Genomic DNA, 24,609 nt, shown 5'->3' on the forward strand with positions numbered 1-24,609 from the left:
GCACTCGGTGCATCTCGACGGCGCGGTGGATATGAAGCGTCAGCGCTGCCGCGATGCAGCTCCTGATACGAGACGTCCTGATACGTAACGGCTGCCCGGCACACTCCATCGCCAAGGGAAATCCTTGCCCACGCTGAGGCCGATGCGCGGCCCTCCCACCAGGTTCTCAGGCGGAGCCATGCCATCGTCGACAATGGCGAAGCCTTCGCGGGCATTCACCAAATCAATGCCATCCTGGGCTCCACTGATGCCCATCGCTTGCGTCAGGCGTGCGGGTCCGCGGCACAAGTCACGATCATTCGCTATCCGCGGGCGAGCGGCGCGCATTTGCGCAAGTCCCTGCAGGGGCTCCAGTGCTCGAATAAGCACGCCGGAACCAACGCCCACGGAGCCGCACACGCAATTGCAGCACCAGTGCATGCCATAAGTGAAATAGACATACATGTGCCCCGGAGGGCCGAACATGGTTGCATTCCGTGGCGTCTTCCCGCGGAACGTATGTGCAGCCGGATCGACAGCGCCCACATAGGCCTCCACTTCAACGATGCGCCCTGCCCGACCGTCCGCCGCCGCCAGAATTTTGTTGAGAAGCTGCGGCGCGACGTCGGGAGCAGACCGATCGAAGAATGCGCGCGGCAAGGGCGTGCCTGGCCACGCGATCGACGCCTTCTGTTTTCCAATCACCCTGGCCTCCTATGGCCTTGTCGATACATGTTGTGTCGACGCACGCTCGAAGCTCTGACGATGGAATGGCCTGCCTACATCGTTGCCATTCGGAGAAGACATGATGAGCGTCAGCGTCGACACGAGGCAACAACCTTCAGCCATTGCCATACTCGGCTGGCTCGACCTCTTCATTCATGTTCAAGCCAAAAAGAAGGCGGCGCTTCATCGACTTCATGATCGACACCATGCCCTGGTTCTGGATGCTAACGCTCTGGACGTCTCGCGCAGTTAAATCAACAAGACGCGGACCATCGCATAGTGCCGCCACCATGTGGACGGCGGCATCCCCGGTCGTGGCAGGCTGCACAACGGGGAACGCATCACAGTACGTCTCGCGGGCCGGATTCTGATCTGTGCCGACGTAAAGAACGATGCGCGGACGGGTTGCGAGTTTTCCCTGGCCATCGGTGGTGGCAGCGTATTGGCGAGGCGTCGTTCCATAAGGGATCAGCTTCGCCATGTCATCGGAACCAAGCTGCTGAATACCGCCGTGAACTTCTATCGGCAACGTCTCCATCTGTGGTTTCCAGTGATAATACGTGTCGTCCTGAGTCACCGACCGTGTTTGCATTGTTCCACTGCATCCTGCAAGGAAAAGAGCCAGCGGGATGAGAATCATGGCGACAAAACTCGCCCTTACGCCCCTTGCGGGACGTGCTTTCAAGCTTGCTTTCATTGGGTTATCTCCAGTTGTACCAAGCCAGCGAGCGATCAGTAGTGCTACGCCGGCATCAGGCTTTCTTCATGCTCTTATCGAGACTCCGTTACCCGAATGCAGAGAAAATAAAAATGCATTTTCCATTACGCACATATCGAACGAACTCATTCAAAAGCGCTGTCGATCAGCGACTGACTATTCACGATTCCAAGGCGGCTTAATCACTTTGACCGAGGAACAAATCCCGGCACGCCGGTATCCACCACCGGGTTCAATCGGATGCTTGTCGTGATGCGATGGCGCATCTCCTCCATGGCGTCTTGAGGCAGGGGAGAAATGTCGAAGTTCTCCCTGATGTGAGCCGGGTTGGTCGACGTGGTCAGGAATGCCGTACCGCGCTGCGCAGCCCACGCCAATGCGACTTGCGTCGGAGTCTTGCCGACACGCTGGGCGATGGCCTTGATCACCGGGTCGTCCGTTACCCTTGGTTCCATGGTGTGACCCAACGGCGCGAACGCCACGAACACGATGCCGTGTTGCTGGCAGAACTCCAGCAGCTCCCATTCGGGAAGATAAGGATGGCACTCGACCTGCACCACGGCAGGCTTGATGCGCGCCACCTCGACAATCTCTTTCAGCGTCTCCAATGTGATATCGGATAGTCCGATGGACCTGACCCTGCCTTCATCCACGAGGCGCTCCATCTCCCGCCACGTTTCAATCAACGTGACACCTGAGTCGTAAATCAGCTCTCCACGTTCGTTTGCGGGGAACAGTTCGTCGCCAGGCTTGAACGCAAACGGCGTATGGATCAAATAGCTGTCGAGGTAGTCGAGCTGAAGTCGACGCAGACTGGCCTCGAAGGCGGCCTTGACCCGCTCGGGACGGTGGTTGTTGTTCCACAACTTCGTGGCGACGAACAATTCCTCTCGCGTCACCGTCCCTGCCTCCAAGGCCTCCCTGATCGCCTCGCCGACCGCGTCCTCGGTGCGATAGAGCTCGGCGCCATCGATGTGCCGGAATCCCACTTCCAAGGCGTTTTTGATGGCCTGCTTGGCCGCGGCGCGATCAGGAATCAGCGAACCGAATCCGACGGCCGGAATGGCTCCGGTTCCATGGACGAGAGGAATTTTTGAATTACGAAGATCGTTGGAAGTGCGCATGTTCGCGTTCTCTTTAAGAAGGGTATTCAAAGCACGCTCATTGTTTTTCGCTGTACGCCACGCGCTGCCCGGAAGCACCGTTGGCATTGCCACCGAGTGCAATGGAAAGCTGCACCGTGTCGAGATAGCGCGCTGTCTTCGCCTGAATCTGACCGATCAATGCGCGCTGATAGCTCCGTTGGGCATCCAACACTTGAAGCACGCCGGTTTCGCCCACCTGATAGCCCTGCTGGTTCAACTGCAGGCTGGTCTGGGCGGCGTTCAACGCGCGATTCTGCGCGGCATATTCCTCGGTGTCGTGGTTGACGGCCTGCAATACATCGGCCACCTGACCCAGGGATTGGATGACGGTCTGTTGATAGTCGGCGAGCGATGCCTTGTAGCCATCGACGGAACCACGACGATTCGCCTGAAGCGTTCCACCCGCGTAGAGCGGTCCAGCCAAACCGGCGGCGACACCCCAAAGCGTTCCGATACCGGAGCCGGTAAGCGAGGCCGAGAGCGTCAGGTGCGGGTACATATCCGCGGTAGCGACGCCGACCGCGGCACTGGCTGCATGCAGTTGTGCTTCTGCTTCGAGAATGTCCGGCCGGTTGCGCGCAAGTTCGGAAGGCAGACTGACGGGCATGTCCTGCGGCAGCGTGAAATCGCTCAGATCAAAGTCCGGCGCTGTCCACTCGCCAGGGCTCTTTCCCACCAGGATCGACAACGCGTGCCGTGCCACGTCGCGTTGCTGAGTGAGTGGCGGCAGCAAGGTTTCGTCTTGCGCAAGCTGCGTGGTGGCCAGCGCGATATCCACTTGCGTCGCGCTGCCGTACTGATGAGCCGCGCGAACGAGGTCGAGGTTCTTCTTGTCGTCAGCGATCAGCACCTGCACCGCGTCAATCTGCGCCCGGGCGGATGCGAGCTGGATGGCCTCGCTGGCGACGTCGCCGGTGACGGTCAGATAGGCCGCGTCATAGCGATGCTTCTGCAGTTCGGCTTGCGCCGAGCGTTCCTCGACCAGCCGTTTGGTGCCGCCGAAAATGTCGAAATCGAAGCTCACTTGCGGCCCGACTCCGTAGTAGTTGGACGTGGACACGGCCCCGCCATTGGCCGCGCGCTGACGGCCGCCCTGCGCTCCAAACCCTACCTGCGGACGCAGACCGCCCGCGGCAGCGGCGACGGCTTCGTTGGCTTGAGCGATCGTCGCATCCGCGGCTTCCAGATCGAGATTGCCGACCACGGCCTTCTGCATCACCGTGTCGAGCTTCTCGGAGCCAAGCGTCGACCACCAGTCGCCATGAATGCTCTTGCCGAAGTCGGCATGCGGCGCATCCGCCGTCGTGTTGGCCGTGCTGAGTTTCTGCTCGGCCTGCGCGTCGTAATGTTGCGCGGCGGGCGTAGCCGGTCTTTCAAAGTTGGGTCCGACCATGCACGCGGATAGAAGCGCGGACATGGTGGAACCAAGAACGAGCGTCCTGGCGAAGTTTCCCAACGAAATCGATCGAATCAGTTTCACGTTGCGACTCCAGGAGTGTCAGTTGGCAGGACGCGGTTTGCGGAGGAACAGAACAAGCGGACTCGCGATCAGCGCGACCACCAACAGGATCTTGAATTGGTCGAGGATGGCGACAATGGCGGCCTGCCCCGTCACCAGATCGTTCATCGTGGCCAGCCCCTGCACCGACAGAGAGCTGCCCGTGTCGCTCGCGATGACGTATGGCCGGAGGTTTTTTGCGAGCGCCAGGTGCATGGCCTGGGTGTTGTTGAAAAAGTAGATCTGCACAATCGCAATGCCGATCGTGCTGCCGTAGAGCCGCGACAGATTGAAGAGCACGTTGCCTTCCGGCCGAAATGCCGGGTCCAGCGTGCTGAAGGCAGCCCGCGTGAGCGCAGCCATCACGATGCCCAGGCCAGCGCCCTGGATGGCGCCCGCCCAGACCACCGTCCACAGATACATCAGCGGCGAGTAGCCCACCATCCGCCAGTTGCCATAGATCACGAGTGCCAATCCACCGATCACAAACAGCCGGTTGTCGATGCGTGCCGGCGGACGCCACGTGAGGAGCAATGCGCTCACCAACGCAATGCCTCGCGGAATCGTGACGTAGCCCGCGGTGTGAGCCGGGTAGCCCAGCAATTCCTCGAGCATCGGCGAGGTCAACGCCAAGGTCGGCAGCAGGACGAAGCCGAGCGCGAAGTACATCGCTGTCGAGACAGCAAAGTTGCGATCCTTGAACAAAGCCTTGTTCAGAAAGTGCCGGTCTTTCGTCAGCATGTGCACGATGAAGAGATAGAAACCGAGCGCGGATGCGATGGCGTCCGCCCAAATCTCTGTCGAAGCAAACCATTCCATGCGCTCGCCGCGATCGAACAGCATCTGCAGCCCCGCCATACCCATCGAGAACGTCGCCAGCCCGAAGAAGTCGAACGACGGGCTTTTCTCAGCCTTCTTTTCCTTCAGGTACAGACCCATCGCCGACGCGATGAACACGGCCACCGGAACGCTGAGGTAGAAGATCGAACGCCAGCCGACATATTCGCTGAGCCAACCGCCGATAGCCGGGCCACTCAGCATTCCAAGCAGCGACATCACGCTCCACACCAGACCGATGCGCGCATGTCGCTGCGGCGGCGTGACTTCAAGCAGGATCGCCATCGATATCGGCGCGAGCGTGCCGCTCGCGGCGCCCTGGATGATGCGGGCGCTTACGAAGGACAACGGTGTCGTCGCCAGCGTGTCGAGTACGAGAGCCATGATGAAAACGACGATCGAGACCTGGAAGACCGCCTTCCTTCCGTACCTTCCCGCCAGCCAATTCGTCATCGGCATCACGATGGCACCGGCGGCGATGTAGGCGGTAAAGATCCAGCCGATCTCGTCGTCGGCCATCGAAAAGGTGCCCTGCATGTACCCAAGCGCCGCATTTGGAATCGAAATGTTCATCGACTGCATGAAGGTCGCAAGCAGCGCGGCTATCGCCAGGAATCGACGAGGCGTCGCTTCGGCCGTGCTATCGACGACGGCGTTCACGAACCCGCTCCGAAACCAGGATTCGCGTGCCGGGTATCGACCCGCGCGGTGACGCTCATGCCCGAGTAAAGCGGCCACGTCGGATCGATGCTGTCCAACTCAAGCCGCACCGGCAAACGCTGCACCACCTTCACCCAGTTGCCGGTAGCGTTCTCAGGCGGCAACACCGCGAATTCCGAACCCGTCCCGGGGCTGATGCTGACCACATGCGCCTTGAAACCATGTCCGGGATAAGTGTCGACGTTGATGATCGCCGTCTGGCCCGGCCGTATGTACGTCATGCCGGTTTCGCGAAAATTCGCCTCGACCCACATATGCCGGCTCGACATCATTGAGAACTCCGTGGCGCCGCTGCTGACGAAGTCGCCGACCTGAAGATCGTCAACCTTGGTGACAACGCCATCGTCCGGCGCTGTCACCGTGGTGTAGGAAAGATCAAGCCGCGCGCGATCCAATTGCGCCTGCGCTTCACGCACCGTCGGATGCTGATCCACCACGATATTGGGATTGCCATCCAATTCGGCGACGGTGTTGGACACCTGCTGCTGGGCCGACGCAATGTGCTGCTGCGCGACCATCAGATCCGTTTCGGCCTGTTCGTAGGCGGAGCGCGAGGTGAAATCGGTGGCGAGCAGCGCCTTCTTGCGCTGATATTCGCGCTCGTCGAACTCAGCCGTCGCCTTGGCCGATTCCACATCGGCCAATTGCTGGCGGTAAGTAGCCTTCAGCGCTTCGATCTGCAGACGCGCGCTGCTGAGCCGCGCCTCGTCTTGTTCCACCGCAATCTTGTAAGGCTCGGGATCGACCTGGAACAGCAACTGGCCTGCGTGGACCTGCTGGTTGTCCCGCACCGCGATTTGCACCACCTGACCAGGGACCCGGGCATTGATGGAAACCTTGGCGGCCTGGACGAAGGCGTCGTCGGTCACGACGACAGGCGCTCCGGCCAGGTACTTGGCGCCGCCGCCGATCGCCAGCAACAGCGGCACCCCGGCCATCAGGGGCAGGCGCAGCCTCGCCTTGATACTCCGGACGGCCTTCTCGGCACGAGCGCCCGAGGCCGGCCCTTCAGCTATTTCATCAGATTGTTGGCTCATGACAGATTCCTAAAATGACTGCAGGAATGACGCGGTGACCGTCGGCTCAGCCCAACCCCCGACCAGCTCCACGCCTGGATTCCGTGCGTGTTGAATTTTGTACCGTTTCGAATAATAATCATCGGAACACGAAAGTCAAGGATTTTTATGCGATCTAGTACAAAAAAAGATGAGCCTGGGAAAAAGCCGCGCGGGCGCCCCCGCGCCTATGACCCTGAGACGGCCCTGCGGCAGGCGGCGGAGGCGTTCTGGAAGACCGGCTATTCCGGCACCTCGCTCGACGACATCTCCGCGGCAACAGGCATGAACCGGCCGAGCCTCAGTGCGGCGTTCGGCGATAAACACGAGATCTACGTCAAGGCGCTGAGCGCCTACTGGGATTTCAAATTCGCGGCGATGCGCGAAGCGCTCGAGCGCGGTGGAACCTTGGCCGAGACGTTGATGAGGATCTACGACGCCACGCTATCCATTTACTTCGCTGGCAACGATCAGGCGCTCGGATGTTTCGTGGTCGGCACGGCCATTACCGAGGCGCCCGGCGATCCCGAGATCAAGCGTATCGTTGCGGAGGGCTTTCAAAGGCTCGACGCCGATTTCGAAGCGCGCTTCAAACGGGCACGCGCTGCCGGTGAATTGAAACAGGATGCCGATCCCAAAGCGCTCGCTCTGCTCACCACGGCGACGATGCACACACTCGCCGTCCGCGCTCGCTCCGGCAGCTCGCAAAACGAACTGAGGAAGCTCGCGCAGAAAGCAGTAACCGTGATTTGCGGGTGACCGGCGGATGCGACCGACATGTGCGAAGTCGGCAACGGTGCGTCTGAGCATCGGCCTCAGACGCATCCGAACGCCATCACTTAACTCGCGTCAAATAAGCTTTGAACGCGGTTGCCCATGTTTGGCCACCGTCGCGGGAATAGGAAATCTCGTAGCGATGCGAGTTGGCCGTGATGTCTGACCAGACTCCGCGCACAAGAACCGTGTGGCCCTTATACGTCGTGGTGCCGAACAGCTCGCCACGGCCGTCCTTGAAGCCGCCGATGGTCGGGGCCTCGATCTCGCCCGAAGCGCTGTCGATATAAGTTTGACTCCATTGCCCTGCCTTGGCGTTATAGACGAAGAGCGTCGCGCCTTCCCAATGCCCATCGGGACCGTCGGCCTCGATTTCCTCAAGCCACGCGCGACCATTCCAAACCGGTCGCGCTGTTTTCCTGCCGTCCATCGTCACCGTGTGGGTTCCACCATCGAACGGATCGAGCACTTGCGTCACATGCGTATGCCAAGCCCCGCGACAGAAGTCGAAATCATGAGAGCCGTCTCGAGGCGACTGGGCCCATGCATTCAACGATCCGCACGCAACAACACCCGCAATCACGATTCCACGTAGCAACTGCCTCCACATCGTCGTGCTCTCCGTATGGTCAATCCGGGATCAGACTTTAGGAAAAACCCGCAGCGGCAGTAGGGCCAATCGGAGAAATTTAGGGTGGGCCACTTCGCTGGAGTGTGCCGGCCTTCCCATCGAAGTGGCACGGATGTTTTTCCGGGAAGTGGCACCTGTGATGCCGGGCGTAATGGAAATAATGGGCCCCATCGTCGACCGGTTCATTCAAGGCGACACAGCCCGGTTTTATTCAACGCATAGGTAACCTCCATGATGAAGCATGCAAGATCACTGACAAGCTTGGTTCTATCGGCGGCGATCCTTCTCGCTGCCGCTGCGCCGGCAAGGGCAACGGAACGAGATGGCCAGCACGACTTCGACTTCAATTTCGGCACGTGGAAGACCCACGTGTCGCGGCTCGTGCACCCGCTCGCAGGCTCCACAACCTGGACCGAGTACGACGGCGTGTCGGTCGTTCGCAAGGTTTGGAACGGAAAAGCCAGTCTCTTCGAACTCGAAGTAGCGGGTCCGGCCGGCCATATCGAAGGTGTCGGACTTCGCCTGTACAACCCGCAGTCCCATCAGTGGAATCTGAACTGGACGAACAGCAGCATCGGCATGCTGGACGGAGCGATGATCGGCGAATTCAAGGACGGACGCGGAGAATTCTATGCCCCGGATACCTTCAACGGACGAAGTATCCTGGTGCGAAACGGCTTCTCCCATATCACGCCAAACTCGTCGCGCTTCGAGCAGGCGTTTTCCGCGGACGGAGGCAAAACGTGGGAGACGAACTGGATCATGACGTTCACCCGCTAGAGGTGCCCGGCTGACACTAGAGCACGCGCCGCAACGCCTTCAGGCCCTGCTCGATATCCTTGAGGTCAACGGCGCCGTAACCGAAAACCAGACCTTCCGACGTGGGTGCTCCGAAAAAATAGCGCTCGAATGAATGCAAATGCACGTTCGATTCCAACAGTCTCGCGGTGACGCGTTCCAGGCGCTTGGGTAGCGTCGAGAACGCCGCCACATGCATGCCGTAATGCGACTGCATCGGCGACAGCTCGCCTGCGAAGTCCGACCGAAGTATCTCCCACACGAGATCGCGCCGCTTCCGGTACACGTCACGGAGCTTTCGCACGTGTTGTGCCAGATGCCCATCCGCGATGTAACCGGCAACCGCCATTTGCGTCAACGTCGGGCAGTGCCAATCGAGACAGTTCTTTGCCGTAGTGAGCGCTGGCATCGCCCACTGGGGCGCCACCAGGAATCCCAGCCGCAGTGCGGGGAGCATGCACTTGGAGAACGTGCCGACATAGAACACGTCTTCCGCGGTCGCCGTGGATCGCAGCGCCTGCAGCGGCGTGCCGTCGTAGCGAAATTCTCCGTCGTAATCGTCCTCAACGATGACCGCCCCATGCTTGCGAGCAAAATCGAGCAGCGCCGCCCGCCGCTGCGCCGACATCGATACGCCGAGCGGAAACTGGTGTGAAGGGCACACGCAGACGATCTGCACAGGAACCGGCAGCGCGTCGACCACCAGCCCCTGCGCATCCACGGGCACCGGCACAAGCTTGGCACCGGCAGCGAGAAATGCGGCGCGCATCGGTGGGTAGCCGGGATCTTCGATGGCGACCGTCGTGACGCCAGGCGTCACCAATACGCGGGCGAGAATATCGAAAGCCTGCTGTGCGCCGGCCGTAACCAGCACATCATCGGGCTCGCACACGACCGCGCGCGAGACGCCGATGTGCGTCGCAATGGCCGTCCTCAGAGGGAAATGACCCTGGTTACCTTGCGGGCTCTTGAAGGCAGGAGGCTTCAATTCCATTCGCCGAAGCTGCTTGGCACTGACCCTGCGAAATATGTCGAACGGAAATAGCCGCGGATCCACCAACGCGGGCCGAAAATCCAAAAATGCGGCCGCCGCCTTTGACGACGTTGTGCGCTGATTGTCGTGCCAGAAGTTGAGTGCCTGGGCGAGCTCCGGTCTCTCCCACAGCGAATTCAGGCGTGAATCGGGCGCGCGCTGTGCCGGGAAGTGTTCGCGCGATGGGCGCCTTTGCTTCGGCGCGACGTACGTTCCCGACCCTCGCCGGGACAGCACCAATCCCTCGATCGCCAGCTTCGCATAAGCGCGAGCAACCGTGTTCCTGGAGACACCGAAAAAGACCGCCGACTGGCGCTCCACCGGGAGCTTGGACCCGGGAACCAATCGACCATCAAGAATGGCGGCGCGCAACTGCGCGTAGACGGATTCCGCAGATCGGCGGCTCCCTCTAGGCGGGGGATCAAAGGCAATTTCGAACAGACTGCTCTTACCCTCCACATCACTTGCCACGGCTTTTTCCCTCCGAAGCGGCTTCATGGCGCGAGATGTCCAAGATGTTACCGGCAGCTTCAATCCATGGCTGGCATGTAGGCATTCGTGGTGTCCCTGGCTGACCAAGAACATCTTAACGATCTGAATTCCAGCCTGCTAAGCCGCTTGAGCCGACCGGCCGGGGCTCGCCATTTGCCCAATACCTGGAAAGGCCAACCCCAGCCCGCTCTGTGGGAAAGAAGTCAAATGGACAAATCCCGTTTCTTCATCGGTGAGCCGTTATTACCTCGGACGTAATTGAGACGATGAGGCTATGAGCGCACATTTACGGTCACTCGGACACACGCCTCCGAGCAACACCCCCCCAATTCGTTCCATGTCATTTGAGAGATGCAGCCATGTCCAACTTCCCCATTCACTCGCCCAGCTCCGCTCCCGAGGCATCCAAGCCGGCCCTGGAAGCGCTTCAATCGGCGTTCGGATTTGTTCCCAATTTACTGGGCGCCATGTCGACGTCTCCGGTATTGATCAACAGTCTTGTCGGACTTTTCAAAACCGTTCACGGCGGCAGTTTTTCCGAGCTACAAGTTCAGACGCTGCTTCTTACCAACGCGGTCACCAATGGATGCACGTGGGCTGTAGCGTTCCACACCTTCCTTGCACTGAAGGAAGGAGTCGAACAGACTGACGTGCAGGCCATTCGCGACGGGGATCTTCCCAAGGACGCCAAACTCGCGGCCCTGTCCCGACTCGCAAAGACGTTGATCGAAAAGCGCGGACGCATCAACACTGGCGACAAGGAAAGGTTTTTGCAGGCCGGCTTCGGCACCGACGACCTTCTCGAAGTCGTGGCCGTGGTTGCCGCGTCGACCATCACCAACTACACGGGAAGTGTGACGCAACCGCCGCTGGAACAGGATTTCCGGCCGTATGAATGGAGTGCCTGCTAAGCGTTCATTGTCGAGACGTATCACCGACGGATAGCATCATGAGCCCTGCGCCACATAAAAACACCCTCCCCTCCTCAACTCAAAATGAGTTGGGCCCGCTGATGCGGTACTGGCGCGGAAAAAGGGGAAAGAGCCAGTTTGACGTATCGCTCGATACGGGCATTTCACAACGCCATATCAGTTTTATCGAAAATGGCAGAAGCGCTCCGAGTCGTCAAACGCTCATCGATATTGCGCAGGCACTCGATGTTCCTTTGCGTGAGCGAAACACCTTGCTTCAGGCGGCGGGCTACGCGGCGATCTATACCGAAAGCCCGCTTGAAGCATTGGAGATGCAGGGCCTGCGCAAGGCCCTGGATCGCATGCTGCGTCAACACGCCCCCTTCCCTGCCCTCGTGATGGACAGGTACTGGAATGTGCTGATGACCAACGACTATTCGCCTCGCTTTTTTGGATGCTTCATCGACATGTCTTCGCGCAAGGAACCGCGCAACATGCTTCACCTCATTTTTGATCCGCAGGGCATGCGTCCGTTTGTCGTCAATTGGGAGCAGACCGCGCAAAGCCTGATACAGCGCGTGTATCGTGAATCCGTTGGGCGCGTCATTGACGAAAAGACCGATGCATTGTTGCAAGCATTGCATGCCTACCCCGATGTCAAAACGGAATGGAAGACGCCCGCCATCTCCACCATGGCACCCAATACGCCAATCATTCCGCTGAGCTTCGCAAAGGATGGCGTCGTCATGAACTATTTTTCAATGGTTACGACCGTGGGCACGCCTCAAACCATCAGTGCGCAGGAACTCCGCATCGAATGCATGTTCCCTGCTGACGATTCGACCGAATCGAAGCACATTCAAATGTTCAGCCACTGACCGCACATTCGCCCAGCGTGACGCAGGACAGGCTCCCTGCGCCAAATGATGTTGCGAATACACGGCTGCAACAAAGGGGCGCCGCGTGTAGCATGGCTACCAACGGGAGCCAGCGATGCGATTGACCTACCAAACCGACTATGCCTTGCGTCTGCTCATGTACCTCGCCGTGCAGGGCGATCGCCGGTCATCCATTCGCGAGATCGCCACCCAATACAACATCTCCGAAAATCACCTGATGAAGGTGACGCAGCGATTGGCCGCGCTTGGTTATGTCGATGCCTTGCGTGGCCGGAACGGCGGTTTGAAACTGGCTTATCGTCCCGAGCGAATCAAAATTGGCGACATTGTTCGCGACATGGAACCCGATTTCGCATTGGTGGAGTGCTTTGGCCCTGATAACGGTTGCAACATCACGCCCGCGTGCTCGCTTCGCCATGTGCTGGACGAAGCTCGAAAGGGTTTCATGAGCGTTCTGGACGGTTACACGCTCAAGCAACTGGTGGCGCGACCCGCCAAGCTGCGGATCGCGCTCAACATCGTGGCGTAACGACGGCAGCTTGCTAGCTTAGCGAGGCGCCAAAGAACTCGGCGTGTATGTTCGAATCCGACACACCCGCCTCTTTCAGTGCGGCAATTTGTGCGGCCATGAATCCGCGCGGCCCGCACACGTAGTAATCCGCATCGACGAGATGCTCTTTGGCGGCAATCTTTCCCGCATCGATTCGGCCTTGCCTGTCGTAGTGTTCACCCATCACGTCGCATTCACCGATCTCCTCGTAGTAGACCTCCACCTCGAGCGCCTCATGCCTGGTTTGCATCGCCCTCAACCAATCGTTCATCGCATGCACATGCCGATTGCGTGCCGCATGCGCAAAGTGGATCGAACGCTCGGGTTGCTCCTTGGCAATATGCGCAAGGAAACCCAGCATGGGTGTGATGCCCACACCGCCACTGAGTAGAACGACAGGCGTGTCCTTATCCTGGTCGACGACGAAGTGCCCCTGCGGAAACGACAACTCCAGGATGTCGCCTTCAAGCACGTTCGCATGCAGCGTCGTCGATACCTGCCCGGCCGGCGCGTCCTTGCCTGCATCCTGACGTTTGACGGTCAGCCGCAAATGATCGTGGTGCGGCGCATCTGAGAGACTGTACTGGCGGATGTGCGTCATACCCATCGCATCGATGATGCGAACCGAGACGAATTGACCGGGCAGGAAAGGTGGCAACGATCCGGCATCGGTTGGCTTGAGGTAGAACGAGACAATTTCGGTGCTTTCGCGCACCGTGCGAGTCACTTGGAACGGCCGCCAGCCCGTCCAGCCGCCTGGCGTCGTCGCCGCATGCGTATACAGGGCCTGCTCGGCTTCGATCAGCATATCGGCAAGCTGTCCGTAAGCCGCTGCCCAAGCCTCCAGCACGGACTCCGTGGCTGCGCTGCCCATCACGTCGGCGATGGCAGCGAGCAAGTGGCGCCCGACAATCGGATAATGCTCGGCGCGGATACCCATGCTGGCGTGCTTGGCCGTTATCACCTGAATCACAGGCGCCAGCACCGACACATCGTCGATATTCTCCGCATAGCCCAACACCGCGAGCGCCAAGGCCTGCTGTTGTTCGCCCGTGGCCTGATGGCTCATGTTAAACAGATGTTTCAGCTCGGGATTCGCCTCGAACATGCGCGCATAGAAGTTTTTTGTAAGGTCCAGGCCATGCGCCTTTAACGCAGGCACACAACTCTTGACGATCTCGCGTTGAATCTGGCTCAGCATGGCTTACATAGTCCACAGTCATAAAGATGTATTTAGTATGCATCTTTATAATTGCAGCGCAGCATGCTGCGACGCCTTGTCACAGAGGCCGCTCCGTGAAACATTTACAGCCTTCAAAACGTCATGGATTTTTGTACAAGCGGATAGGCCATCACGCGCCATCGGCGGCAGGTTGAAAACAACGATTCAAGCGTTCGGCGACAAAACCGCAAAGGGCGCGAATAATTCGCGCCCTTTGCCATGTGCAACGACCCGGCAACATGCTGCCGGCATGAGGTAACGAGGGCGGTTAGAAAAACTTCTGCTCGTATTTGAGGTAAATGACACGCCCGATATCGTATTGCGGATTGTAAGGAAAATCGCCGTAGCCATCCGTTCCCGTGGGTCCCAGCGGGCCCGCCACACTGTATACGCCAGTATAGGAGGGCGGCGCTTTGCGATTGAAGACATCGGTGGCACCGAACGCGATACGCCCTTTCCAGGGCGCTTCCCAACTCAGCTGCAAATCATTGAAAGCGAGGCCGCCCTGCCGATTCAATCCGTTCGGCGAGTTGGCCAGGTCCTTGTTGGGTTCGTTGCAGGGGAGAACCTCGCTCAGCGCCGGGTTGGGCGGGATGCACGGTTCCGACAGCGACGAGTAATAACGGATCGTCCATGTCGCAGCGAATTTCTTGTAGCTCCAATTCAAATTGACCGTCGAGCGAAAACGCCACAGCGGACCGAGCACCGTGTCATACGCGCCAAGCGTGTTGGAAATGATCGGACCGCCGGCCGTGGTTTGTTCCCTCACTGAATTGATATATGTGCTCGTCGAGTCGATCTTGAACTTGCCGACGGGCGTATCCGGAAAGAGATAGCTCAAGTCCAGATCTTCGCCCCGCTCTTCCACAAAGCCCTGGTTTACCAGCGCCTGCAACAGATTGATCACTTGTCCATTGAAGGGTCCACCCGCCGTCGAGCGCTGGAATTGATCGCACTGCTCCGTTTCGCCCAGCAAGTAGCAGTTGTCGAGAATGCTGCTGGCCGTCGGCAAGGTGATGACGTTGGCGATCCTGATGCGGTACCAGTCCAGCGTCACGTTCAGGCCAGGCACGTAATGCGGGCTGTACACGAAGCCCGCTGTGTAGCTCCTCGACGTTTCCGGCTTCAGATTGGCATTGGCACCCGTGAAAAACGGCGTCGTACTTGTCGTATTGGGCGCGGGGATCGGCTGGGCGTTGGGATTGAGCTGCGTGAAACCGGGACCCACCGCAGGCAGGCCGGCAAATCCATTCAAGCAACGCTGCTGAACAATGGGAATGCCGGTCAGGCCAAAGTTGACGTCGCAGGGATCGGTATAGTTCGTGAAGCTCTGCAGTGTGCCGCCATACAGATTGGCGATGGCCGGCGCACGGAAACCCGTGCCGTAGCTCGCGCGAATCAGCAGATCGTTAATCGGCTGCCATGACAACTTGAACTGATTGTTGTTGGTATTGCCAAAGTTGGTGTAGCGCGAGAAGCGATGCGCCAGATCGATATCCAATAGCTGCGCACCGGCCATATCCTTCAGCAAAGGAATGTTCACCTCGGCGTAAGCCTCGTTGAGGCCGTAAGAGCCGCGGCCTATGTTCTGCTGCAAATTGGTGTTGAGGCCAAGCTGCGTATATTGATCCGGGATGGCACCACCGGAGATACCGCGGTGATCGGCGCCCACCGCAAACGTCACGTCGCCCTCTCCCATCGATTGCGGGAGCGTGAACACGTCGCCGGACAGATTGACGTCCGCGGTTTTCATTTCGCTGTAGGACCGCGTGCCGGCAACGATGTTGAGATAGTTGATCTCCGCCGGCGTAAGGCCGCCCGAACCGGAAAACGGATTGAGCGGTACGCAACCGGCGATCACATTGCCTGGCGTGCCGCATTCCACGACGCCATTGGGACCCAGGAAGGATGGGCCAAGCGCCTGCTCCACGTGAACCAGGTTGAGATTGCCCGGGCCGAAGCTCGATTGGGTGTAGCGATAGTCGCTATAGCCCGCGTCCCAGTTGAACTCCCTCTCGCCGAGCGAGAAATCGCCTTCCAACCCCAAACGCCAACCGTATTGCTTGACTTTGTTGTACACGACACGATTGGGATATTGCAGCGGCAAGTTGAACTCGAGATTGTTGCCCGGCAACGGGTTGTAATAGCTCTGCGAAGATAGCGACGGAAAGTAAACCGCCGGGAACGTACCCACGGGCAGACCGAGCGCTTCCGCCAGATGCGCACCGTTGGCCGGCGTCAGCGAGCTGAGCGGATAACCGCTGATGCTCGTGCTCGAATCGTTCGAGTTGTACGTGCCGATGAAGTTCGCCGTGATGTGATCGGTCACCTTGTAATCGCCTTTCAACAAATACGACTTCAGCCGATTTTGCGGCATCAGCGTTTCGAGGAAAGCCGAGTTCTGGTAGTCGTTGTTGAAATAAGGCGACGGATACTGAGCGCCGAATGTGTTGACGTGATAGTTGGCGATATCGCGCCCGTCCTGCCCCATGTTGACGGTGATCGGGCCATTGGCCAATTGCGGCAGGCTCACCGGCAGGCCGGTCGCCGGGTCGAGCGCACCGGTGATGGTGCCGAAAGGCGAAGGGACGGCCTGGCTTTGGGGATAGTTGGGCCCAAAGCTGAAAAAGCCGTACTTGCTGAAATCGCGATCGTTAGCGGTCAGCCCATCGGTGTTTTGGATGGTCACGTTGACCAGGAACGCCCCCCTGGAGAACTTCTTGCCGCCAGTGAGACTGAACTGGCTGTTTTTCCCATCGTTCCCCGGCGAGTACATGCTGTTGTAGGTATCGAGTTGCACACCATCGAAATCCTTCTTGGTGATGATGTTGACCACGCCGGCAATCGCATCGGAACCGTAAATCGCCGACGCGCCGTCCTGCAGAATTTCAATGTGATCGATGACCGAACTTGGGATCGTGCTTAGATCGGTTTGACCGAAAATGTCCGTGGCCCAGCGTTGGCCGTCGACCAGTACCAAGGTGCGCGGTGCACCCAGGCCGCGCAGGCTGACGTACTGGCCCACGATATTGCCCAAGGCACTTTGGCTGCTGGTGCCCGAAGAACCGACGGAAGAAACGTTCTGCAGAATCTGGCCGACACTGACAAAGCCCTGTTGCTGCAGCGCTTCATGCGACAGCTCGGTCACGGGTTGCGCCGTTTCCACATCGATGCTTCGAATCATCGAACCGGTAACCGTTATGCCCTGCAAGGTCACGGTTTTCTGCGGGGGCGTTGGATTCGTTCCGGTTTGCGCTTGCGCTGGCTGCGATGGCGTTCCAGCCGGTGAAGACGAGGTGGTTGGAGGAGTCGTCGTCTGAGGATTCGCTGTGGGGGATTGTTGTCCGGCCGTTACGGTTTGTGCCACCGCTACCGTCGTCAACACACAGCTCCCTAGAGCCAATGCCATGCGTATGGCCTTCGCCATCTTTTGGTGTCGTGCGTTCATGGTAGATACTCCCTCTTCACTTTGAGTGTGACTACGCGTCTGCTAACTCCCGTGGTTGTTGGCGCTCACGCGCTGGGCGTGGCGGTATCGCCGGATCCTTTGCCGGCGGGGATCATCAACACGTTCAACGGCTCCGATGCGCCGCGAAACTTCGCATTGCGCATTGGAGGGACCACCGTGAACGACGGTGGCATCGTCGGAAATCGCCGCAGCTACAGCACTTCTTGCGAGCGCCGCCTTCGTGGCGCGGCCGGACATTAAATATTCGAAAAGCGGCGCCATGCGTGGATCATTGGGCAACGGCTGCGGCGCCCAGGCCGTTGCGCCGGCGACGTGTGCGCCGGGCGAGCACGACGTGGCTAGACAGCTGAAAAAATGAACTTTTCTTTGCATCTTTCCGCTCCCTTGTTCCGTTCGCGCGGAAGGCATTCGGGTGCGCACTGCCCTACCAGGCGTGACTGCGCGTCAAGCCCGACAGAACCCTACTTTTGAACGACGAATGGGAAAACGAAAAATCGACATCCGTTTCATCTGCCACGCACACATCAGGTGGGGCTGGTGGCGATGGGCGTCGATCCAGGCCCCGCAGCGCAAGTAACAAGCACGTTGCCGCGGTGATAGGGACGCGATATGCGAAGGCTTACTCGCCTAGTCGTCGGCGCAGAAGATGCCGAAGAGGGTTTCCATCAAGACATGCACGCGGCTATCGCTGATGGAGTAATAAATGGATTGCCCCTCGCGTCGTCCTTTTATCAGTTTGTCCCGTCGCAGAACCGACAGGTGCTGCGAGACAACGCTTTGCGCCAGGCCGAGGGCATCGGCCAGATCGTTGACGGAGCGCTCTTCATGCACCATCTGGCAAAGAAGCAGCAGGCGGTTTTGGCTGCCAACAGACTTGAGCAGGGCGACCGCATCTTCGGCACGATGCTGCATCGTCTGGATGTCCAGCTTGAGCTTCTTTACCTTGTCTGTGCGCTTCTTCACGAGGGGAGTCATAGGGTGTCGAGGGGGATCTTGATATACCGAATGCCGTTGCCCTCGGCGGGAGGGAAGTAGCCCGCGCGCATGTTGACCTGTATCGAAGGAAGCAGAAGACGAGGCGTGGCAAGCGTGGCGTCGCGAGCTTTTCGCATTTCCACAAAGGCCTCTTCGCTTATCCCTTCGTGGAGATGGATGTTGGAGCGCCGCTCTTCGCCAAGGGTGGTCTCAAAACGGTATTCAGTTCGGTCCGGCGTCTTGTAGTCATGACACATGAAGAGCCGGGTGTCGTCGGGAAGCTCGAATAATCGTCGGACGGAATGATAAAGCGCACGAGCGTCTCCGCCGGGAAAGTCGCATCGAGCGGAGCCATAGTCCGGCATGAATAGCGTGTCGCCCACGAACGCGCAGTCGCCTATCAGGTGGGTCATGCAGGCAGGCGTGTGGCCCGGGGTATGCATTGCCGTTGCTTCAATGCTTCCGATGCGATAGCGCTCTCCATCCTTGAAGAGATGGTCGAACTGGCTGCCATCTCTCTGAAACTCGGTGCCTGCGTTGAATAATTTTCCAAAGACGTCTTGAACAGTCCGGATGTGTTCTCCAATGGCGATTTTCCCGCCCGTCTTGGATTGAATATACGGGGCCGCTGAGAGGTGGTCTGCATGCGCATGAGTCTCGATGAGCCACTGCACGTCGAGGCAGGCCTCCCTGATGAAAGCCACCATGGCATCCGCCGAAGCGTGCCCCGTGCGCCCTGACGACGCGTCGTAATTCAAAACACTGTCGATGACGGCCACTTGCCGTTCTTGGGGATCCCAGACGACATAGCTAAAGGTGTTCGTTGGTTCATCAAAGAATGCTTTGACTTCAGGCTGGCTCATGTTCAAGAACCTCGCATTACAAAGCGCGACGGAGACAGGATATGGCTTGCCAGCCACCAGCCGAATGTCATGGATGCCACGAATAGCCAAACTGGCAAAGAACCACTCGAAAGGGACACAAGTGCGGGGCCCGGGCAGTAGCCGGCACCTCCCCAGCCGACGCCGAACAATACAGCGCCCGCTATCAATGTGAGGTCGGTACGTTTTGATTTTGGCAGATGGAACTGGTGATCCAGCCACGGCTGAGCGCGACGCAAGACCAGGCGGTAGCCAACCATCGTGGTCAGTACGGCACCTGCCATGACAAAGAGCAGTCGCGGGTCCCAGGCACCGCATACATCTAGAAAGGCCTGGACGATCGCAGGTTGCGTCATGCCACCCAACACAAGGCCAATACCAAACAACAAGCCCGCCAAACCCGCGATGACATGCTTCATGGGTGCGCTGTTCCGAAGAGATGATGGGTGACGAAAACGGTAACCATGCCAGAGAGCATGAAAACCAAAGTCGCCACGATCGAGCGTGGCGACAACCGTGCGATGCCGCACACACCATGACCACTGGTGCACCCGCTTCCAAGCCGAGTTCCAATTCCGACCAAAAGACCCGCTGCCGCCATCCAGGGCCAACTGACGGTCGGTTGGCCAATGCCGCTTCCTCCAGAAAGAACGCTCAATGCAAAAGACGGCAAAATCAATCCAATGAGAAAGGCTAAACGCCAACCCGGGTCCGACACGCTTGGTGTGGACGCGAGCCCTCCAACGATGCCACTGATGCCGGCGATACGGCCGAGCGATCCCATCAGGAGCACGGCAGCCAGCCCGATCAGTACGCCGCCTAGGGTAGAAAGCAGCCAAGGAAACATGACTATATAAATTCGTATATTAGATTTATTGAATATATAACTCATCAATCAGATGGACAAGCGCCCTCGAAGGCCCTCAAGGCGTTCAACGCTGCCCACGGCGCACATTCCGCCTCGCTTCTCAGGAGGTGCGGTCATGGGTCGTCGACACCGCCGATCGACTACCCAACTGAATCGTTCACAACAGCAACGGCGGCTCGTCGCAATGAGATTCGCCATTCACGTAAGGCACAAGCAAGCTCTTCGCCGCCGCCATTCCCACACCGCAGACGGCGTTCGCGTGGAATACATGGGCACCGGCCTGTGCCGGAAAATCGACGTCAGTACGCGCCGAAGCCCGGAAGGCAACCGCCATTGCCGTAGATTTGGATCGAGACAAACAAGCTCTGCGCGCGCCTGCGCCTCAAACGCCATTACATCGCTATATAGCGAGCCCGCCGGCCATCCGCTCGGCTTGATCGCCTTGCCATCAAACGCGCAATGAATGTTCGTTGAAAGTCGAATGGATTACAGTGTCTTTATGCAACGCTAAGCCACAGCTAAGTTTGGACGGACACACTCGCTGCACGTGAGAACAAGGACGTGCTGCCAACCGACCGCAAGGCAAGCTCAAGCGAACCGCCCGTCGGAAACACTCATGCACCATCTTCTTATCACGGTGACCCTTGAACGCGCTTTTAGCCGCCGCCCATACCGCGGAAATTCCACCGGGCGAGATTCGTCGCATATTGATATGCCGGCCCAATCATCGGCTCGGCAACATGTTGCTGATCACTCCCCTGGTGGCGGAGCTGGAGCGCACTTATAAAGGGGCGGAAATCGATATCGTCTCCGAAGGCGCACTGGCGGCGGATATTTTCGCAACGTTCTTCAGTGTGAAGAACATCTATTGCCTCCCACGACGCGGATTCAAGCATCCCCCGAGTTTCCTGTCGCTGATTTTCAAAATCAGGAAAACCCATTACGACTTGATCATCGACCCGAGCTTCGGATCGGGCTTCAGTCGCACGCTGACCCGCATTTTCAAGGGACGATACAAGCTTGGATTCAGCGATTCGGCGACATCGCCCGAATTGACGCACGCCGTGCCTCAAAGCATGGCCCCCAAACACATGGCGAAAAGACCAGTCGGCCTCGTTCGCTGGCATTCCCCCGTTACGCATAACGAGTCTCCCGGCTTTCCGGCCATGGATATTCGATTGACCGCTGACGAACGATCCAACGGCAAGATCGTGATCCAGCAATTGCTTGGTGCGAGCGCAGCCTCTCCTGTGCCCTGCGTTATCGGCATTTTCGCCGACGCCACCGGATCCAAGCGCTATCCCACGACGTGGTGGAACGAATTCATCGCATCGTTGCAGGAGCTGTCGCCGCACGTCGCCATCATCGAGATCGTGCCCATGCACGGAAAGTCGATGCTTGGTTCGGCGTGGCCGAGCTACTATTCCAGCAGCATACGGCGCATGGCCGCGGTCATGTCGGGGCTCGACATGGTGATAAGCGCCGACTGCGGTGTCATGCATCTTGCCGCTGCATCGCGTGTTCCAACCCTTGGCATGTTTTGCGTCACCGATGCGAATGTGTACGGCCCGTACGGCGACCTCAACAGCTCGCTCGTAACAAAGGAACTTACTCCTGACGAGGCCGCCAGGCGGGTTTTGGACAGCGCTCCCGCCTCGCTGAAAGAATCGATGAGAGGCACGAGGATCACGCATCGCGTCGCAACAAACGCACAGGCATCGAACGAATCCATCCTGTCGGACAGTTTCGACCAACACCCGTAAACATTTCGCGCTCGAAGGGACGTCGAATGCATGCACACGCGCTGCACGGCATTTTTATGTTTCGCTAAGCGGATTCAAAGGCAAGTGCTTTAAAGTATTGGCCCCCTCCGGGGATGCTGGCTACGTGGGAGTATTCCCATGATTAGACTACGCACTCTGACCTCTATCCTCGTCGCAGGCCTGGCTTCGGCCAACGCATGGGCCGGCGGAGGCTTCCTCGGCATCGATCATCGCGTTGCGTACGACAACTCCGGTATTTGGAACCGCAACATCCAAACCGGCATTCTGTACGGCACCATCTTCACCGTCGGCGCAAGCGCCCTGGCCTTCGGCGATGAGGACAGCTTCGGCGACACTGCGTGGCGTTCGGTGGATTCCATGGTGCTTACCGGCGTGACGACGGAAGCCATGAAATACGCGTTCCAGAGGGAACGTCCTTCGGAGACGTCCAATCCGAACCGCTTCTTTCAAGGAACTCGCGCGCAGAGTTTTCCCAGCGGCGAAGTCGCCGCCATATCGGCAGCCGTGACACCCTTCATGGCCAGGTACGGGGAGGATCATCCCGTCGTGTATGCCTTGGCCTTACTGCCCGCCTACGATGCGGTGGCGCGCGTCAAGACGCGGGGACATTGGCAGAGCGACGTTCTGGTCGGCGCCGCCGTGGGTGCAGGCTTCGGGATCTGGTCGTCCCGGCGGAACTCCCCGCTGATCCTCAGCTGGTTGCCGGGGGGCTTCAAGATAGGGTTTATCCATTACTTCAAGTGAAGGGCTCGAAACACGCCGTCCAAGCCCTTCAAATCAGTGGCGCCGATATCGTGCGCACCGGGAAGCAACGACATCATCCATTGATGTAGACAGGGTTTCCCACCATCAGCAACTCGCCGCCCGCGCCGCGCACGTCGGCCCGAATCCAGTGCCGCTTGCCGTCGCTCGGCCAATCGAACGAAACGGTTTGCCGCGCATCGTGTATGGCGAAATCGGCATTGGTTTGCAGAGGTTTGCCGTCGACGATCATATCTATGTGATCGCCCGCCAACGCGGCCACGGAAACGGTGACATGCACGGTGCCTCCCGCCGGCGCGGACAACGTATCCCCCATTTCCGCCGAACGATTGTCGATCCGCGCCGCGAGATCGAGCATGCGGTCCCGCGTACCCTGCACGTCGATAAATACATGGCCTGCACGTATGCCTTCCAGAATCGCCGGCATGGAAAGTTCGCTGGCATGCACGACGGTCGTGGGCGTACCGATCAGGCTGCTGCCGCCCGGAGTCGGAAGAACCAGCTTGGCGTCGTGGTTATCGCTTCCGCCCACGGCGGTGAGATGAAAGCCCTTGTTGAGCTGATCCTGCCAGAACGAAACGCCCGACAAGGCCGGCACCATCGCATCCAGGCCATTCACCGCTTCGATCGCCTGCACCAGGTGCATATCGATAGGCTTCGCCGACGCCCAACCGCAACCCATGCAGCTTTCGTCGTCGGCGCGAATGGGATGATTGATGGATATCAGCCCATGCAACGGCGCCACGTTGCGCAACAACGTATTCCAGTCCGGCACGCTGGCGCTTCCGACGCGAAAGTCGACCGGCTGGATGACGCCGAACAGATTGGCGTGCCCCTGGAACGTCGTGATCTCGCGCGCCGGTATCAGGAGGAGACGATCGAAATACGGTTGCAACTCACGGATGTCGTTGAACTGCGAGATGGTGTTGTGATCGCTCAGCGCAATGAAATCCAGGCCGCGCGCCACGGCTTGATTGACCGTGACGAACAGCGGGCAAGGAACGCGCTGGGTACCGCTTTGACTGGTGCAACTGCCGTCGCTGTGCGCACCATGCATGTGCAGATCGCCGCGATACCAGCCGGCCTGGCTACGCAATGGCAAGTTCAGGGCATCCGGCCCCCACGCGCCCGCCGCATCGTGCGCGAACCAGATGCGCGCGGTGTATTGGGCGTGCGCGTTCGGGCGAATATTCGGTATCCCGAGCAGAAGCGTCCACTGTCCCGGCCGTATGGCTCCAGGCAGGAATGACGGCGTGGCGTCGGTGGCCGATACAGTAAAGATGTGTTTGCTTCCGCCGCTCCATCCGCGAAAACCGTCCTGCCCGCGAAAGCCGTCGGGGCCGAGCAGTCCGAGATCGATCGTGGTGTGTTGATCTTTGCCGGTGTACTGGAAATCGACGGTGATGCGGGTAGTGCCCGCTGGCACGTCGAACGGCACGTTGCGATAGGTGTGGTTATCCCGCCCGCTGATTTCTCCATGCAGGACGCGATCGGGTAATGGCGACTGGGCCATCGCGCATACACTGAACGCGACCAGGACAAGGGCAAGCAACACACGCATGAGTCTACGCCTCGCAAAGCAGCTGGATACAAGTACGACATGATTGGAAAAATGCTTTAGAACCGATACATGACGTCGGCACGAAACAAGCGACCGATCACCGGCCGCGCCATGAACACATCGGCATCGGCCCGATTGACGGGAGGCTCGTCCGAACGAGGCCAGCCTTCGGTCAAACCCGGCGATGGCTTGAAGTCATCCGTGCACACAGCCATGGTCGCCGCGCGCGACGACGTCGTGGACGTACCTGCATACGAAAGACATGAAACGCCGGTGGCACACACGAAGGCAATATGCAGGGCAAGGCGACTACGCATGTCC

23 protein-coding genes are annotated in these 24,609 nt (G+C 59.0%); 7 read left to right on the plus strand and 16 right to left on the minus strand.

What is annotated here, in order from left to right:
* Positions 1 to 39 precede the first annotated feature (39 nt).
* From DWU99_RS05565 to DWU99_RS05590, 6 genes are all read right to left on the minus strand, one after another.
* Positions 40 to 684, minus strand: coding sequence for a DNA-3-methyladenine glycosylase (locus DWU99_RS05565; RefSeq protein ID WP_115476967.1), 645 nt, complete (start codon positions 682 to 684; stop codon positions 40 to 42).
* A gap of 136 nt (positions 685 to 820) precedes the next feature.
* A complete protein-coding gene (locus DWU99_RS05570; protein WP_115476968.1) occupies positions 821 to 1,402 on the minus strand; it encodes a hypothetical protein in 582 nt (193 codons plus the stop codon).
* Between the two features lie 203 nt (positions 1,403 to 1,605).
* Positions 1,606 to 2,547, minus strand: coding sequence for an aldo/keto reductase (locus DWU99_RS05575; RefSeq protein WP_115476969.1), 942 nt, complete (start codon positions 2,545 to 2,547; stop codon positions 1,606 to 1,608).
* A gap of 37 nt (positions 2,548 to 2,584) precedes the next feature.
* On the minus strand, positions 2,585 to 4,048 hold the full coding sequence (locus DWU99_RS05580; protein WP_233510881.1) for an efflux transporter outer membrane subunit: 1,464 nt from the start codon (positions 4,046 to 4,048) through the stop codon (positions 2,585 to 2,587).
* Positions 4,049 to 4,066: 18 nt separating this feature from the next.
* Positions 4,067 to 5,563 (minus strand): DHA2 family efflux MFS transporter permease subunit, encoded by a 1,497-nt coding sequence (locus DWU99_RS05585; RefSeq protein ID WP_233510882.1) that lies wholly within the window; start codon positions 5,561 to 5,563, stop codon positions 4,067 to 4,069.
* Entirely contained in the window at positions 5,560 to 6,660 is a 1,101-nt protein-coding gene (locus DWU99_RS05590; protein WP_233510883.1) for an HlyD family secretion protein, read from the minus strand. The genes DWU99_RS05585 and DWU99_RS05590 overlap by 4 nt, the downstream gene beginning before the upstream one ends.
* Before the next feature lie 147 nt (positions 6,661 to 6,807).
* Here DWU99_RS05590 and DWU99_RS05595 point away from each other — a divergent pair, with 147 nt between their 5' ends.
* A complete protein-coding gene (locus DWU99_RS05595) occupies positions 6,808 to 7,437 on the plus strand; it encodes a TetR/AcrR family transcriptional regulator (RefSeq protein ID WP_115476971.1) in 630 nt (209 codons plus the stop codon).
* Positions 7,438 to 7,513: 76 nt separating this feature from the next.
* On the opposite strand, the gene DWU99_RS05600 is transcribed toward DWU99_RS05595, so the two are convergent.
* Complete coding sequence (locus tag DWU99_RS05600) at positions 7,514 to 7,930, minus strand: hypothetical protein (RefSeq protein ID WP_158543237.1); 417 nt, start codon at positions 7,928 to 7,930, stop codon at positions 7,514 to 7,516.
* A 384-nt stretch (positions 7,931 to 8,314) separates the two neighbouring features.
* Between DWU99_RS05600 and DWU99_RS05605 the strand changes: the two genes are divergently transcribed.
* Entirely contained in the window at positions 8,315 to 8,863 is a 549-nt protein-coding gene (locus DWU99_RS05605; RefSeq protein WP_115476973.1) for a hypothetical protein, read from the plus strand.
* Between the two features lie 16 nt (positions 8,864 to 8,879).
* Here the strand turns inward: DWU99_RS05605 and pdxR are convergent, their stop codons facing one another.
* Positions 8,880 to 10,499 (minus strand): MocR-like pyridoxine biosynthesis transcription factor PdxR, encoded by a 1,620-nt coding sequence (gene pdxR / locus DWU99_RS21490; protein ID WP_484488885.1) that lies wholly within the window; start codon positions 10,497 to 10,499, stop codon positions 8,880 to 8,882.
* 266 nt (positions 10,500 to 10,765) lie between these two features.
* On the opposite strand from pdxR, the gene DWU99_RS05615 reads away from it, so the two are divergent.
* From DWU99_RS05615 to DWU99_RS05625, 3 genes are all read left to right on the plus strand, one after another.
* Positions 10,766 to 11,317 (plus strand): carboxymuconolactone decarboxylase family protein, encoded by a 552-nt coding sequence (locus DWU99_RS05615; protein ID WP_115476975.1) that lies wholly within the window; start codon positions 10,766 to 10,768, stop codon positions 11,315 to 11,317.
* A gap of 38 nt (positions 11,318 to 11,355) precedes the next feature.
* On the plus strand, positions 11,356 to 12,195 hold the full coding sequence (locus DWU99_RS05620) for a helix-turn-helix domain-containing protein (RefSeq protein WP_115476976.1): 840 nt from the start codon (positions 11,356 to 11,358) through the stop codon (positions 12,193 to 12,195).
* 115 nt (positions 12,196 to 12,310) lie between these two features.
* A complete protein-coding gene (locus DWU99_RS05625; RefSeq protein WP_115476977.1) occupies positions 12,311 to 12,745 on the plus strand; it encodes an RrF2 family transcriptional regulator in 435 nt (144 codons plus the stop codon).
* Positions 12,746 to 12,758: 13 nt separating this feature from the next.
* Here the strand turns inward: DWU99_RS05625 and hmpA are convergent, their stop codons facing one another.
* The 6 genes from hmpA to DWU99_RS05660 all read right to left on the minus strand — a co-directional run bounded on the left by hmpA (position 12,759) and on the right by DWU99_RS05660 (position 20,160).
* Complete coding sequence (gene hmpA, locus DWU99_RS05630) at positions 12,759 to 13,967, minus strand: NO-inducible flavohemoprotein (protein WP_115476978.1); 1,209 nt, start codon at positions 13,965 to 13,967, stop codon at positions 12,759 to 12,761.
* A 289-nt stretch (positions 13,968 to 14,256) separates the two neighbouring features.
* On the minus strand, positions 14,257 to 17,436 hold the full coding sequence (locus tag DWU99_RS05635; protein ID WP_115476979.1) for a TonB-dependent receptor plug domain-containing protein: 3,180 nt from the start codon (positions 17,434 to 17,436) through the stop codon (positions 14,257 to 14,259).
* A gap of 648 nt (positions 17,437 to 18,084) precedes the next feature.
* The gene (locus DWU99_RS05645) at positions 18,085 to 18,420 is read right to left on the minus strand and encodes an ArsR/SmtB family transcription factor (RefSeq protein WP_233510885.1); all 336 of its coding nucleotides are present in this window, start codon (positions 18,418 to 18,420) and stop codon (positions 18,085 to 18,087) included.
* 8 nt (positions 18,421 to 18,428) lie between these two features.
* Positions 18,429 to 19,295, minus strand: a complete 867-nt coding sequence (locus DWU99_RS05650; RefSeq protein ID WP_115476981.1) for an MBL fold metallo-hydrolase — start codon at positions 19,293 to 19,295, stop codon at positions 18,429 to 18,431.
* A 2-nt stretch (positions 19,296 to 19,297) separates the two neighbouring features.
* Positions 19,298 to 19,732, minus strand: coding sequence for a YeeE/YedE family protein (locus DWU99_RS05655; protein ID WP_115476982.1), 435 nt, complete (start codon positions 19,730 to 19,732; stop codon positions 19,298 to 19,300).
* Positions 19,729 to 20,160, minus strand: coding sequence for a YeeE/YedE family protein (locus tag DWU99_RS05660; RefSeq protein ID WP_115476983.1), 432 nt, complete (start codon positions 20,158 to 20,160; stop codon positions 19,729 to 19,731). Before DWU99_RS05660 ends, DWU99_RS05655 begins: the two co-directional genes overlap by 4 nt.
* A gap of 761 nt (positions 20,161 to 20,921) precedes the next feature.
* Here DWU99_RS05660 and DWU99_RS05665 point away from each other — a divergent pair.
* Both DWU99_RS05665 and DWU99_RS05670 read left to right on the plus strand, forming a co-directional pair.
* Positions 20,922 to 21,944 carry a glycosyltransferase family 9 protein gene (locus DWU99_RS05665; protein WP_115476984.1) on the plus strand — a complete coding sequence of 341 codons (1,023 nt, stop codon included), beginning with the start codon at positions 20,922 to 20,924 and terminating at the stop codon, positions 21,942 to 21,944.
* Between the two features lie 138 nt (positions 21,945 to 22,082).
* Positions 22,083 to 22,709 (plus strand): phosphatase PAP2 family protein, encoded by a 627-nt coding sequence (locus tag DWU99_RS05670; RefSeq protein WP_115476985.1) that lies wholly within the window; start codon positions 22,083 to 22,085, stop codon positions 22,707 to 22,709.
* Positions 22,710 to 22,782: 73 nt separating this feature from the next.
* Here the strand turns inward: DWU99_RS05670 and DWU99_RS05675 are convergent, their stop codons facing one another.
* Positions 22,783 to 24,288 carry a CehA/McbA family metallohydrolase gene (locus DWU99_RS05675; protein ID WP_115476986.1) on the minus strand — a complete coding sequence of 502 codons (1,506 nt, stop codon included), beginning with the start codon at positions 24,286 to 24,288 and terminating at the stop codon, positions 22,783 to 22,785.
* A 56-nt stretch (positions 24,289 to 24,344) separates the two neighbouring features.
* Positions 24,345 to 24,605, minus strand: a complete 261-nt coding sequence (locus DWU99_RS05680) for a hypothetical protein (RefSeq protein ID WP_115476987.1) — start codon at positions 24,603 to 24,605, stop codon at positions 24,345 to 24,347.
* Positions 24,606 to 24,609: the final 4 nt, after the last annotated feature.

Origin of the sequence: Dyella psychrodurans (assembly GCF_003363265.1) — a bacterium.
GTDB lineage: Bacteria > Pseudomonadota > Gammaproteobacteria > Xanthomonadales > Rhodanobacteraceae > Dyella_B > Dyella_B psychrodurans.